At 45.5% G+C, this 14063-nt stretch carries 13 protein-coding genes; 6 read left to right on the forward strand and 7 right to left on the reverse strand.

Annotation, left to right across the window (positions count from 1 at the left end):
* Window positions 1-14: 14 nt before the first annotated feature.
* Entirely contained in the window at window positions 15-785 is a 771-nt protein-coding gene (locus AC1DFM_RS25335; RefSeq protein ID WP_477079567.1) for a TatD family hydrolase, read from the reverse strand.
* A 103-nt stretch (window positions 786-888) separates the two neighbouring features.
* Here AC1DFM_RS25335 and AC1DFM_RS25340 point away from each other — a divergent pair, with 103 nt between their 5' ends.
* Window positions 889-1794 (forward strand): hypothetical protein, encoded by a 906-nt coding sequence (locus AC1DFM_RS25340; RefSeq protein ID WP_477079568.1) that lies wholly within the window; start codon window positions 889-891, stop codon window positions 1792-1794.
* 54 nt (window positions 1795-1848) lie between these two features.
* On the opposite strand, the gene AC1DFM_RS25345 is transcribed toward AC1DFM_RS25340, so the two are convergent.
* Window positions 1849-2526: a polysaccharide deacetylase family protein gene (locus AC1DFM_RS25345; RefSeq protein ID WP_477079569.1), complete on the reverse strand. Its 678-nt coding sequence runs from the start codon at window positions 2524-2526 to the stop codon at window positions 1849-1851.
* 100 nt (window positions 2527-2626) lie between these two features.
* Between AC1DFM_RS25345 and gltX the strand changes: the two genes are divergently transcribed.
* Entirely contained in the window at window positions 2627-4156 is a 1530-nt protein-coding gene (gene gltX, locus AC1DFM_RS25350) for a glutamate--tRNA ligase (protein ID WP_477079570.1), read from the forward strand.
* A gap of 45 nt (window positions 4157-4201) precedes the next feature.
* Here gltX and vapC read toward each other — a convergent pair whose 3' ends face one another.
* The 4 genes from vapC to AC1DFM_RS25370 form a co-directional block, all read right to left on the reverse strand.
* Complete coding sequence (gene vapC, locus AC1DFM_RS25355) at window positions 4202-4618, reverse strand: type II toxin-antitoxin system VapC family toxin (protein ID WP_477079571.1); 417 nt, start codon at window positions 4616-4618, stop codon at window positions 4202-4204.
* On the reverse strand, window positions 4618-4809 hold the full coding sequence (locus AC1DFM_RS25360; protein WP_477079572.1) for a type II toxin-antitoxin system VapB family antitoxin: 192 nt from the start codon (window positions 4807-4809) through the stop codon (window positions 4618-4620). The genes vapC and AC1DFM_RS25360 overlap by 1 nt, the downstream gene beginning before the upstream one ends.
* Before the next feature lie 128 nt (window positions 4810-4937).
* Complete coding sequence (locus tag AC1DFM_RS25365) at window positions 4938-5162, reverse strand: type II toxin-antitoxin system VapB family antitoxin (protein ID WP_477079573.1); 225 nt, start codon at window positions 5160-5162, stop codon at window positions 4938-4940.
* A gap of 84 nt (window positions 5163-5246) precedes the next feature.
* A complete protein-coding gene (locus AC1DFM_RS25370) occupies window positions 5247-6917 on the reverse strand; it encodes a glutamine--tRNA ligase/YqeY domain fusion protein (protein ID WP_477079574.1) in 1671 nt (556 codons plus the stop codon).
* A gap of 324 nt (window positions 6918-7241) precedes the next feature.
* Between AC1DFM_RS25370 and AC1DFM_RS25375 the strand changes: the two genes are divergently transcribed.
* The 4 genes from AC1DFM_RS25375 to fumC all read left to right on the forward strand — a co-directional run bounded on the left by AC1DFM_RS25375 (window position 7242) and on the right by fumC (window position 10978).
* Window positions 7242-7661 (forward strand): cobalamin B12-binding domain-containing protein, encoded by a 420-nt coding sequence (locus AC1DFM_RS25375; protein ID WP_477079575.1) that lies wholly within the window; start codon window positions 7242-7244, stop codon window positions 7659-7661.
* A gap of 92 nt (window positions 7662-7753) precedes the next feature.
* On the forward strand, window positions 7754-8599 hold the full coding sequence (locus AC1DFM_RS25380; RefSeq protein WP_477079576.1) for a hypothetical protein: 846 nt from the start codon (window positions 7754-7756) through the stop codon (window positions 8597-8599).
* Between the two features lie 149 nt (window positions 8600-8748).
* Window positions 8749-9525, forward strand: coding sequence for an enoyl-CoA hydratase/isomerase family protein (locus AC1DFM_RS25385; protein WP_477079577.1), 777 nt, complete (start codon window positions 8749-8751; stop codon window positions 9523-9525).
* Window positions 9526-9577: 52 nt separating this feature from the next.
* The gene (gene fumC, locus AC1DFM_RS25390) at window positions 9578-10978 is read left to right on the forward strand and encodes a class II fumarate hydratase (RefSeq protein WP_477079578.1); all 1401 of its coding nucleotides are present in this window, start codon (window positions 9578-9580) and stop codon (window positions 10976-10978) included.
* Window positions 10979-11052: 74 nt separating this feature from the next.
* Here fumC and AC1DFM_RS25395 read toward each other — a convergent pair whose 3' ends face one another.
* Entirely contained in the window at window positions 11053-13917 is a 2865-nt protein-coding gene (locus tag AC1DFM_RS25395; RefSeq protein WP_477079579.1) for a TonB-dependent receptor, read from the reverse strand.
* Window positions 13918-14063 lie beyond the last annotated feature (146 nt).

The raw sequence follows: 14063 nt of genomic DNA on the forward strand, positions 1-14063 counted from the left end.
TATTGCCTAAACAGTTAGAGCGTTTTGAATAATTTCCGGGCATTGCTGCTTGTTATATCTGCTACGTCTGCTATTTTTAGATTTTTTATATCTGCCACCCTTTCTCCGGCCAGCGGAAGATAGGCGCTTTCATTGCGTTTACCCCGGTAAGGTACCGGCGCCAGGTAGGGGGCATCCGTTTCCAGCACGATGTGCGCCAGGTCTATTTCTTCCAACAGCTTGTCCAAACCGGATTTCTTAAAGGTAACTACTCCCCCGATGCCCAGGTAAAAACCCAGATCAATGATTTCCTTTGCTTCTTCCAATGTGCCGGAAAAGCAGTGGAATACGCCACTCAAACGGCCATCCTGTAATGCTTTAACTTCGTTGATACATTCCCGTGTGGCTTCCCTGCTATGGATGGATACCGGTAACTGGTATTCCCGCGCCAGCAATAATTGCTCCTGGAAGGCCTGATATTGCTGCGTTAACAGGGATTTATCCCAGTAAAAATCCAGCCCTATTTCCCCGATCGCTTTGAAGCTGCGTTGCTGCAACCAGGCTTTCACCAGATTCAGCTGGGTGTCAACGTCTTCTTTTACATAACAGGGATGTATCCCCATCATGGCATAAATATTATCCGGATGCCGGGCTTCCAGCGCCAGCATGCCTGCTATGGAGTCTTCATCTATATTGGGTAAAAAGAGCTGGGTTACCCCGGCGGCAATAGCACGCGCTACCATATCTTCCCTGTCGGCCTCAAATTCTTCTGAATACAGGTGGGTATGGGTGTCTATCCAGTGCATAATAATTTATTTATTGAATTTGTAATTTCTTTAATATTTAAAGGATATCTTTATACTGCAAAGGTAAAGACCGAAAAACCTAATTGCTAATAAAACCTAAACTATGAAAAGCTATTTCAGTACAAATCGTGTGCTGGCGTGGACCATCACCGGTGTGGCCGTAGCCACTATTTTTTTTGCATGCAAGAAAGAAGTAACCACTGACACCGCTCCCAACAACGAATCCGACAACAAGACTATTGGTGTGGTACAACATGAGGCAGCGGCAAGCGCCATGTACGGTGATTTGTTTGAAACAGCAGTCACCATAGGTATTACTCAGGGGATGAACGGGCGTCAGGCTACTCCTGGTACTTCCATGGCAGATGTCCCCGTCCCTTCCTGTCCATCGGCCGACTTGCTGGATGGTACAGGTACCACCTGGCCTAAACGGGTAGTGATCGATTTTGGAGAATCCTGTCTTAATAGTTACGGTGCCTACCGCAGTGGTAAACTGAACGTAATTTTCAACGGCCTGCTCTTCAGGCCAGGGTCTACTATCGTTATTGAGACTTCTAACTATAAAGTTAATGGTAAAGCAGTAGAAGGCCGTTTGGTTATCAGTAATGCCAGCTATAGCCCTGCCACCGGTATTCAGTATACCACTGAATTAACCAGAGGTAAAGTAACGTTGAATGACTCTACAGTGGTGAACTATACCAGCAAGAAAACGGTGAAACAAATTGACGGATTTGACCTTCAGGTACCTTTTACAGACCCGTCTAATGATGTATTCAGTATTGACGGTACTGCTACCATTAGCTACGTTCAAGGCCCGGTTACTGGTGCTACCGCTACCTTTACCACAGTGGAATCGCTGATCAAAGCATGGAAGTGCCAGTGGATTTCTAAGGGTAAACTGAAGGTAGACTTCAATAATGTTACCGGTGTAATTAACTATGGAGATGGATTATGCGATAGTAAAGCGACCATTACGGTAGGTGATAAAGCCAAAGAAATTCAACTGTAATCATTTTATATAAAAGCACAGGGGCCGATACCAACCGTATCGGCCCCTCTGCTTTTATACGATGGCCGCCAGCTCGTATTTTTGCTTTTTGCAGTACTCCAACACACGTGGCAGCGCGTATTCCAGCCGGTCCCAGGCTTTAGTGCTATCGTGAAATACCACAATGGACCCCGGCTGTAATTTGAATACCACATTCTGCACACAGGCTTCTCCATTCAGGTCGGTATCAAAGTCTCCGCTCAACAGGTCCCACATAATAATTTTAGCCCCTGGCAGCTTGTTCTTTATCTGCCGGATCTGGAAAGGTGTGATCCTGCCGTAAGGAGGCCGGAACAACGGAGACGCAATATATTGGGACGCTTCGAGTACATTCTCTATATATTTTTCAGTACCGGTTTTCCATCCGTTGAGATGATTGTGGGTGTKATTGCCAGTAGTATGGCCCGCTTCCAGGATCTGTTGATAAATAACCGGATATTCCAGTACATTTTTACCAATACAGAAAAAAGTAGCCTTCGCATCATATTTGGCCAATTGTTCCAATACAAAAGGGGTGGCTTTGGGATGAGGCCCATCATCAAAAGTGAGGTATACCTTATTGCCTGCAGGCGACATATTCCAGACGCAGCTGCTATACAAGGCTTTCAGGATGCCGGGAGTTTTAGTAAGATAGAACATAGCGTATACGATGCTTGATAATGCAATATACCTTGATACCGCAATATACGTCATATGCGATCGCACATAATTGCATTAAAAAATTTTAATCTTCCATTCATCTCCGGACATTCCGTACTGATAGCTAAACACTAAATCCTTATCTTTGCCGCCTATGGAACACAAAAAAGTAAGAGTGCGTTTTGCGCCCAGTCCTACTGGTGGCCTACATCTTGGAGGTGTACGCACTGTATTGTTCAATTATTTATTTGCCAAACAGCACAAAGGCGATTTTGTGCTGCGTATTGAAGATACCGACCAAACCCGCTTTGTAGCCGGCGCGGAAGAATACATCAGCGAATGTTTAAGCTGGTGCGGCCTTAAGCCGGATGAAAGCCCTGCTGTAGGCGGTCCGTATGGTCCTTATCGCCAGAGCGAGCGTAAACCGTTATACCGCCAGTATGCTGAGCAGCTGGTAGCAGCCGGTCACGCTTACTATGCATTTGATACCCCGGAGGAACTGGAAAATATGCGTCAAACGCTGAAAACTCCGGAAAATCCTTCTCCACAATACAACCACGTGATAAGGGCAAAAATGCGTAACTCTCTCACCCTCCCCGATGCAGAGGTGCAGGAGCTGCTGACAAAGAATACCCCGCACGTGATCCGTATTAATATGCCTGCGAATGAAGAAATCACTTTTACCGATATGGTACGCGGTGAAGTGACCTTCCATACCTCACAGGTAGATGATAAAGTATTGCTGAAAGCAGATGGAATGCCTACCTACCACCTCGCTGTGGTAGTAGACGATTATCTGATGAAAATCACTCACGCCTTCCGCGGAGAAGAGTGGTTGCCATCAGCGCCTGTTCACCTGCTGCTCTGGAAATACCTGGGTTGGGAAGCAGATATGCCACAATGGGCGCATCTGCCACTGATCCTGAAACCAGACGGTAATGGTAAACTCAGCAAACGCGATGGAGATCGTTTAGGCTTCCCCGTATATGCCATGAACTGGACAGATCCTGCATCCGGTGACCTCACCAAAGGTTTCCGCGAAAGAGGATTCCTGCCGGAAGCCTTTATCAACATGCTGGCCATGCTGGGCTGGAACGATGGTACCGAACAGGAAATATTCTCCCTGGAAGAACTGATTCAAAAGTTCTCTATGGACCGTGTTCATAAAGCAGGCGCCAAATTCGATTACGAAAAAGCCAAGTGGTTTAACCACCAGTATATTCATCACAAAGACAATGAAACCCTCGCTACTCTCTTCCTGCCTATCCTGGCAGAAAAAGGCCTCAGCGTTGATCCTGCTTATGTAGCTACTGTAGCAGGACTGGTAAAAGAACGTTGCTACTTTGTAAATGAAATATGGGATCACGGTTTCTTCTTCTTCCAGGGCCCTGAAAGTTATGATGAAGCAGCAGTGAAACCAAAGTGGAATGCAGATAAAGAAGCGTTCTTCACAGCCTGGTCTTCACAGTTGGAATCCTTAGCTACTGCTACTGCAGCGGATTTGGAAGCGGCCTTCAAAGCACTGGCTGCAGAAAAGAACCTGAAAATGGGAGATGTGCAACTGCCTTTCCGTATCATGCTGACCGGTGGTAAATTTGGACCTCCAGTATTTGATATCGTGGCTACATTAGGTGTGGCGGAAACACGCAACAGGATAGCTAAAGGGGTGGACGCGTTTAAGTAGAATTGTTAGTAGTTACATAGATAAAGGCTAGGCGGTGAGAATCGTTTAGCCTTTGTTGTTTTTCCACGTTTTTAGACTGAAATGAGAACTAATTAAATCAAAGTCACTGTCTTTGTGAACAAGTTCCAAGTCGAAACTCATAGCATAGAAAGCGATCAGGCAATCATGGCTTTTGCGAATAGTAACGCCCTTTTTACGGAGTAACCGAAATAGTTCGGCAGCCCCATGTGCAGCTACCATAGAAGGAATTTCCAGTTGAGTAAATCCACGAAACGTTTCTTTCATCTTCCTGTGTTCGTGATCATTCCCTATCCCTTGTAGGACTTCTTGGACTACAGTAGGAACAAGCGGGATTTCAAAGTTGTTTTGAATATAGTAATTTAGCAAATCGACTTCAGGAGTTTCATTATTGCGAAATCCATCAATCCAGATAGATGAGTCAAAAAGTAGTGGCTGTTTCATTAGCTGCGCATTTTATCTAATTCTCCTTCCCAATTAATTTTTCCCCGTAGTTTTAAAAACTTTTGCTGACTGATGCCCATAATAAGTTTTTGAAGTGCCATATTTACTACCTCTTTCTTGGTCCTCCCTTTGCAAAGGCGCATAGCCTCATTTATAAGTTTGTCGTCTAAATCAATACTAGTCTTTGACATAAAAAATATGGTTTTAGTGAGTAATAAATTTAAAGAATAAAATCTATAGAAGGCCCGGAAATATTGCCTATTCGTGATTTAATTTTGAGAAAAATCATTCTTGATTTTGCAAAATGAGATGTGCTGAATCATAGGCCATACAATTGCTCCAGATATCCATCCCAAAAGATTTTTTGGGAGTTATCTAAGTTCAGTGATTCTCGTCTTTTAGCACGAACGATATATTCACTCAACGCTGAATTGATCACATCCTCAAGAGCTTTTACATTTTTGAGTTTCATCGCTTCCTTCATCAATTGAGGATCTAACTTTGCTACATCTATTTGTTTAATACGGGTCTTCTTTTTTGCCATAAAAAATATTTTTAAACTCTAATCCCTATACACAAAAAAAAGCCGGACAGTAACTGCCCGGCTTTCACTTATCTAAATAAAATCTTACTTCCCTTTTGCGTTTTCTTTCGCCCACGCATCTTTCAACGTCACGGTTCTGTTGAATACCACTTTTTCAGGCGTGCTATCCGGATCAACGGAGTAGTATCCTTTACGCAGGAACTGGAAACGTTCACCTGGTTTAGCTTGCAGCAGACCTGGTTCTACGAATGCTTTTTCTATTATTTGTAAGGAGTCCGGATTAATCAGTGATTTGAAATCTCCTTCTTCGGCAGCAGGATTTTCTGCGGTGAATAAACGATCGTAGATACGTACTTCAGCGGTAGCGGCATGTGCAGCGCTCACCCAGTGGATGGTACCTTTAACGGTTAAACCGCTCTGATCGCCGCCACTCTTGCTTTCTGGCAGATAGGTAGCGTAGATGGTGGTGATGTTACCATCTGCATCTTTATCGCAGCTTTCTCCTTTGATGATATAAGCGTTCTTCAGGCGCACCATATTACCAGGGCCTAAACGGAAGAATTTCTTAGGAGGATTTTCCATGAAGTCTTCCCGCTCAATATACAGGGTGTTGCTGAAGTGAAGGGTGCGGGTGCCGCCGTTTTCGTCTTCCGGATTGTTTTCGGCGGTCAGTTCTTCTACTTGTCCTTCCGGATAGTTGGTGATCACCAGTTTAACCGGGTCCAGTACGGCCATAACGCGATTAGCAGTTTTGTTCAGCTCTTCGCGGATGCAGAATTCCAGTAGTCCCAGTTCAATCATGTTATCGCGTTTCTGAACACCTACGCGCTCGCAGAGCATACGGATGCTGGCGGCGGTGTAGCCACGGCGGCGTAAGCCGCTGATAGTAGGCATGCGGGGATCATCCCAGCCGCGTACATGTTTTTCTTCCACCAGTTGTTTCAGTTTACGTTTACTCATCACCGTGTAAGTGAGGTTTAAACGGGCAAACTCGTATTGGTGGCTGGGGAATATATCCAGTTCTTTGATAAACCAGTCGTACAGCGGACGGTGAGGAATAAATTCCAGTGTACAAATGGAGTGGGTAATATTTTCAATGCTATCACTTTGGCCGTGGGCGAAGTCGTACATGGGGTAAATACACCATGCATCGCCGGTGCGGTGGTGATGGGCATGTTTAATGCGATACATCAGCGGGTCGCGCATATGCATGTTGGGAGCGGCCAGGTCGCCTTTGGCGCGGAGTGTTTTTTCTCCGTCTTTGAACTCACCGGCGCGCATACGGGCAAACAGGTCCAGGTTTTCCGCTACAGAGCGGCTTCTGGCGGGTGTAGGGGTACCAGGAGTAGTAGGTGTACCTTTGGCGGCGGCAATTTGCTCCGCGGTAGCATCTTCTACATAGGCCAGGCCTTTTTCAATCAGTTTTACTGCAAAAGCGTAGAGCTGTTCAAAATAATCGGAGGCATACAGTTCTTTTTCCCACTCGAATCCCAGCCAGCGGATGTCTTCTTTGATAGACTCCACATACTCTGTGTCTTCTGTTACCGGGTTGGTATCATCGAAGCGAAGATTGGTTTTTCCGTTATATCTCTGGGCCAGACCAAAGTTCAGAACGATGGATTTGGCATGCCCGATATGCAGGTAGCCATTCGGTTCCGGCGGGAAACGCGTCAGTACACGACCATCATTAACGCCGTTCGCTATGTCTTCTTCAACAATTTGTTCTATAAAGTTGAGGGATCTTTCTTCGCTCATAATGCTTTTTATCTTGGAGGACAAATGTACGAAAAAGCGGAAAGCATAAAGCATAAAGCAAAAAGCCATTGAAACGGATGACCGGAGCGGATTTTGTCTTTGTTCAGGATTAAACTGATTTTGATGATTATATTTTAAAGATTTAGGTGGATGATAGCAGATATCTTCCTTTATTACTTAAAATCAAAAGATAAAAATCAGTAAAATCAGTTTAATCCTGAACAAAGACAAAATCCGCTCTAACCGCCACTACAATAGCTTTTTGCTTTATGCTTTATGCTTTCCGCTTTTTCGTACATTTACTTCCTTAATATGATAATTGGTATGGTCAACCCGTTAAATCGTCCTGTTCGTGTTTTGGTAGCTAAAGTGGGCCTTGATGGCCATGATCGTGGGGCAAAAGTAATTGCGGCCGCGTTGCGGGATGCTGGTATGGAAGTAATATATACTGGTCTCCGTCAAACGCCCGAAATGGTAGTAAATGCCGCACTGCAGGAAGATGTGGACGCTATTGGCGTGAGCATCCTCTCCGGAGCTCATATGACCGTATTCCCTAAAATAATTGCCCAGATGAAGGAAAAAGGAATGAATGACGTGCTGCTAACCGGCGGCGGTATTATCCCAGATGCCGATATGGAAGCCCTCCAGGAAATGGGGGTAGGTAAATTGTTCCCTCCCGGTACCAATACCAAAGATATTTCCGAATATATCACACACTGGGTGGCCTCTCACAGAAATTTTTAAAATTTTTCTGAAATCGTCGTAACATTTCTTTAACCGGGTCGTCTTTAGGTGAAATAGTCCACCAAGTCTAAAAAACCACAACACCCGTTATTATGAAATGTACGTTACGCCCGCTATTCCTGGTACTGCTGCTGATGAGTTGTCGTGTTTTTGCTTTTGCACAGGATAAGAAAGATTCGGCCAGCACCGCTGCCACTGATACTACGGTAAACCATTCCACGGAGAGAACTACTTCCTTCTCCATTATTTTTGGCAAATACCCCAAACACCGGCAAGGGATATACGTAACCCGTGGCGGTGAGGGCGCGTTATTATCTTTTGCCAACATGAAGGATAACGGGGAACATCTGCGGAATATCCCGCGCTTTACCCTGTTTTTCAACATTGGTACTAACTTCAATAAAGATGTCAGCCGGCACCTGGGCTTCTTTACGGGCCTGAATCTCAAGAATATTGGGTTGATTTCCAAACCATATGATTCGTTGAAAGTGAAGCAACGGGTGTATACCATCGGTATACCGCTGGGCTTCAAAATCGGCGATTTATCGGGCGGTAGCTTCTTCTTCTTTGCCGGCGGCGAAATAGACCTGGCCATCAACTATAAGGAAAAACAGTTCATAAACGGAAAAAAAGAGCACAAATTCAACGAATGGTTCAGCGATCGTACGCCGTTGTTAATGCCCTCCCTGTTTGCCGGATTCCGCGTCCATCCCGGATTTGGACTAAAGGTGCAGTATTACCCGCAGAACTTCTTTAACCAGGACTTTAAAACTACCGTTAAAGGAAATACGGTGTATCCCTACAAAAATCTGGAAGCTAACCTGATGTTTGTTACGCTGAGCTACAATTTCAACGGTATCAATTATTTTAAAGTAAAGAAGAAAAGACACTATATGAAGATGAAGAGCGGGAAGACAGAGTTTGAAGTAAATTATTAGCATAGCACAGCTTTAGTATAATCCTGCCGGTACTCCATATTGCGGAGTACCGGCTTTTTTGTGCAAATGCTGGAATGGACTGCTATTGCCGGCCTGATTCGTTAGGTTATTGAATATTGCTTAATATTGATAAACTAAAAATACAGCTCATGTATCAGACGTTAAGCACACAACTGGATAATAATATTCTGACGATCACGATCAACCGCCCGGAAAAAATGAATGCGCTCAACCAGCAGGTGCTGGCGGAACTGGCACTGGTGGTAGATGAGATTTATGGCAACCGGGAAATTAAAGGCGCCCTGATTACCGGCTCCGGTGAAAAGGCTTTTGTGGCAGGTGCAGATATCAGTGAGTTCCTTACCTTATCAGATAAGCAAGGCGAAGAACTGGCTAAAAAAGGACATGTTATTTTTAAACGCATAGAAAGCTGCCCTAAGCCCATTATTGCAGCAGTAAACGGTTTCGCCCTCGGCGGTGGTTGTGAACTGGCTATGGCCTGTCATTTCCGCATTGCCAGCGAAAACGCCAAATTCGGTCAGCCGGAAGTAAACCTGGGCCTCATTCCCGGATATGGCGGCACCCAGCGCCTTACCCAGCTGATAGGCAAAGGCAAAGCCATGGAGCTGATGATGACCGGCGACATGATTACCGCTGCGGAAGCACAGGCCTGGGGTCTCGTGAACCATGTGGTAAAACTTGAAGAATTGCTCCCCAAAGCGGTATCCATCTTACGAAAAATACAAACAAAAGCCCCTCTGGCCATTGCCCGCGTAATTAAATGCGCCAATGCTGCATTGGATAAAGACCAGGATGGCTTTGAGCTGGAACTCAAAGAATTCGGCGCTTGCTTTGCCACCAAAGACCTCGAAGAAGGCGCAGCTGCCTTCATACAGAAAAGACAACCGAATTTTAAGGGAGAATAGCTTGCTGCCCTATCCGTAATGCCGTACTTTTGTACCCTTAAAAGTTTAAGTCATGGAATTCAGAATAGAGAAAGACACGATGGGCGAGGTGAAAGTGCCTGTAAATGCCTATTATGGCGCTCAAACACAGCGCTCCATTGAAAATTTCAAGATTGCGCAGGATATCAACAAAATGCCGAAAGAAATTATTAAGGCATTTGCTTATCTGAAGAAAGCCGCCGCTATCACCAACGTGGAAGCAGGCGTGCTGCCGAAAGAAAAAAGTGATCTGATTGGTCAGGTATGCGATGAAATCCTGGAAGGTAAACTGGATGACCAGTTTCCACTGGTAGTTTGGCAAACCGGTTCCGGTACGCAGTCCAACATGAACGTAAACGAAGTAGTGGCTTACCGCRCACACGTATTACACGGCGGTCAGCTCACCGACAAGGATAAATTCGTTCACCCTAATGATGATGTGAACAAATCACAATCCTCTAACGATACCTTCCCTACTGCGATGCACATCGCTGCTTATAAAATGCTGCTGGAAGTAACTATTCCCGGTATTCAAAAGCTCCGCGATACCCTCGCTAAAAAAGCAGAAGCTTTTAAACACGTGGTGAAAATTGGTCGTACCCACTTCATGGATGCTACCCCGCTCACCCTCGGTCAGGAAATCAGTGGCTATGTAGCACAGCTGACCCATGGCCTGAAAGCCATCAACAACTCCCTGCCGCATCTGAGCGAACTTGCATTGGGTGGTACTGCCGTAGGTACTGGTATCAACACACCTAAAGGATATTCTGAAAACGTAGCTAAAAATATCGCGCAGTTAACCGGTATTCCTTTTGTTACAGCAGAAAATAAATTTGAAGCACTGGCAGCACATGATGCTATCGTAGAAGCGCATGGTGCACTGAAAACAGTAGCAGTAAGTTTAATGAAGATAGCCAACGATATCCGCATGTTAAGCTCCGGCCCACGCGCAGGTATTGGCGAAATTCATATCCCTGACAATGAGCCGGGATCTTCTATCATGCCAGGTAAAGTAAACCCAACACAGTGTGAAGCACTCACTATGATTGCTGCACAGGTAATGGGTAACGATGTAGCCATCAGCATTGGCGGCGCTAACGGTCACTTTGAACTGAACGTGTTCAAACCAGTGATGATCTTCAACTTCCTGCACTCTGCCCGCCTGATTGGTGATGGCTGCGTAAGCTTCAATGATAAATGTGCAGAAGGTATTGAGCCAATCGAAGCCAATATCCAAAAACACGTAGAAAATTCCCTGATGCTGGTAACCGCGCTGAATACCAAAATTGGGTATTACAAAGCGGCTGAAATTGCACAGAAAGCCCATAAAGAAGGCACCACCCTCAAAGAAATGGCAGTGAAACTGGGTTATGTAACCCCTGCTGAATTTGATGAATGGGTAGTACCTGCACACATGGTAGGAGAAATAAAATAAGCGATTCGCTTTTTATAAAAAAGGAACGGAGAACATGACATGTTCTCCGTTCCTTTTTTTATGATTGAAACAAGCTATTTGATCTTCTTGAACACATTATCATATGTTACAGCTAAGTAGTACAATCCGCCGATAGTAGGACCACCTACGTACTGGAAGTATTTACTGTTCAGCACATTGGAAGCACCCAGTTTAAAGGAAGTATTGATTTTAGGCACCCGATAGGTGATTTGCGCATCCACCGTATTGTAAGAAGGCACATCGCCGTTACCGAAAAGGTTCTGCCAGTAGAAAGTATTCTGCCAGTGCCATACTACGTTGAAGCCTACATTTTTGTAAACATTGCGGTTACCCACGCTCACGTTGGTGAACCAATCCGGCGTGTTAAATCCGGGAATCAACGCATCATCTTTGGTTTTATCCTGCGCCAGTTTGTTATAGTTAGCATTACCACTCACCGTGTATCCTTTGTAGATATCATAAGTAACAGCCAGTGCTAAACCGTAGTTGTTAACAGTAGATTTACTGTTGGTCCATACACGGTAGCGGTCTTGCTGTGCTTTATCCAGCATCTGATTTAACACGGTTTGATCGGGGCTGTTGACATTACCGGTTTTAGGCACTACAGCTTCTATCTGTCCGATGAAATGTTTGTAAGAGCTATAATATGCATCCAGGTCGATGAACAGTTTATTTTCGAGTAACACTGCTTTATAGCCGGCTTCAAAGGAAGTGATTTGTTCCGGAACAATAGGGTCCAGGTTAGCCACTTTCAGGATACCTGCGTTTTTAGCGGCGGCAGCATCTTTGGAGATATGTTCTGCGTTGATGGTTTTATTCACCGCTACCCCGAACGCATCTACGGTGCTGGTGAGGAAGGAGTTTTTAAAGTAGCCCAACCCTTGTTCAATGAACGCCAAACCGCCTACACGTCTTACCTGGCCGTTGTTTACGAAGGAGTAAGCTTCAAACAGGGACGGGAAACGGAACCCATTCTGCCAGGAGATACGGAAGTTATGTTTGTCTTTGATGCTGTATACGGCGGCAATACGTGGGTTTACTTTACCATCGAATTGCTCGTTTTTATCGTAGCGCAGGGAGCCGGTGAGTTTCAACGCATCGTTGAAGAATGTTTTACTGATTTGTGCGAAGCCGCCGTATTTGCCGTACCAGATGTGTTTTCCACCTGGTGTGTTCCGTTTATCTGCAGGGCGGGAGAAGTCTACGAAGTTGTTGCCGTCGGGAATAATTTCGTAGGTGCGATAGTCGGCGCCTACCAATACATCGGCGAAGTGGATGTATTTACGCAGGTTCCAGGTGCCTTCTGTATGATAGAAGCGGCTTTTTTGCAGGAGCGCGGCGCCACCACTGGTGTTTTCGGGGTTCTTGGAAGTAGGGTAAATGTCCCAGTCGTTGATACTTTTAATTTTAGCTACCTGTGCGTCAAATGCAGGAGTGCCGGGTGTCCATCTGCCGGCGTCAGCAAAGGAGCGGGCGGCCTGATGTGCGGCTACCAGATCAGAACCTGCGGTGAGGGCGTTATTCAGACCAGCGGTATAATCAGAGAGCCATTTTTTATCTGGCTTAAAAGATTTTTCCAGGTTATCTGCCAGCGGGTTCATGTTGTATGAGTTACCGGTGTTTTCGATGGAGATATAAGATCTCACGGTGAAATCCGGATGTGTTAGTTCCAGTTTGGCGTTTTGTACAGTCACACCGCGTAAGCCAATACGGTTACCACGTTGAAAGAATCCATCCATTTCACCATAGCGGTAAGAAGCGGAAAGCTCCAGTTTACGGGGCATGCGGAAGTTGAGGGAGATGTCGGCTTTTTTATTTTTTACGGTATAATCACCTACGAGGTCTTTTTCCCAGTAGCCGGTGCGGTGTACGGTATAAGCGCGACCATCTTTATCAATTACCTGTAAATTGGAGTTATCCCCATATTTATTCCAGGCGTCGTTGGCGATGTTGTTAGGGCCGCTTAGCTGTGGAAAGTCAGGGTTGGATTTGGTTTGTGGGGAAAAGTCGGTGTGGTTATCGGCGTACCAGTCGGTACCCTGCATGTAGCTAAGGTTAATTTTCCACGCAAACCAGGGCGAATAAGCTTGTGCGTAGCGTACAGCCGTTTCCGTGAGTAATTTGGCGCCGCCGTCGTCGCCAACATGGTTGACGGCTACTTTTTGGTATACACTTACACCCTGATACTGGAAAGGATTTTTAGTGATGAGGTTTGACATACCATTAATCGCATTCATACCATACAGTGCAGAAGAGGCGCCTGGCGTTACTTCTACGGTGGAGATGTCCAACTCCGTAGGGCCGATAGCGTTACCCAAAGGTACGCCTAAGGTAGCGGCCTGGTTATCCACACCATCTACCAGCTGCATAAAGCGGAAGTTGTTGGGAACGTTGAAGCCGCGGGTATTGAATACTTTGAAGGTAAGACCAGCAGTGGTCATTTGTACGCCTTTGAGGTTACCCAATGCATCATAGAAAGTAGAGGACGGGGTTTCTTTCAGGGCGCGGATATCCAGTTTTTCGATGGCTACCGGGGAGCGGAGTATTTTTTCCTGCTGCCGGGAAGCGGATACCACTACTTCATTTACGAGTAATGATTGGGTGAATAACTGTATGGCCAGTTTGCTGGTGGTGCTTTTTACTTCAAATTCCTGTGGCTGATAGCCGATCAGCCGGAATACCAGTTTCAGGGGGAATTTAGCGTTGGTAGTCACTTCGAAATGGCCTTGTGCATCTGTTTGCGAGCCAAAGGAAGTGCCTTTAATTTGTACGGAAGCGCCGGGAAGTGCGGTCCCATGGTCATCTGTAATGGTTCCCTGAATGACGTAGGAGCCATTGAGTTGGGCCTGTACTAGTACCGGACTGAATACCAAAATGGCAAAGAGGTATTTGGCCAGTATAGGTAAGAACTTTTGCATAGTGTTGTTAACATTATAAGATTCTGGAAAGATAAAATTGTAAGGGGATGTGAAAACCGTTGTCGTGCCTCAACATCGGTTATAAATAGGCTGTTTGGTAAATGTTATTATCATATAGTCTATAGAATTAGTAGACAAATGTAGTC

This window comes from Chitinophaga sp. 05T412, from assembly GCF_056396465.1.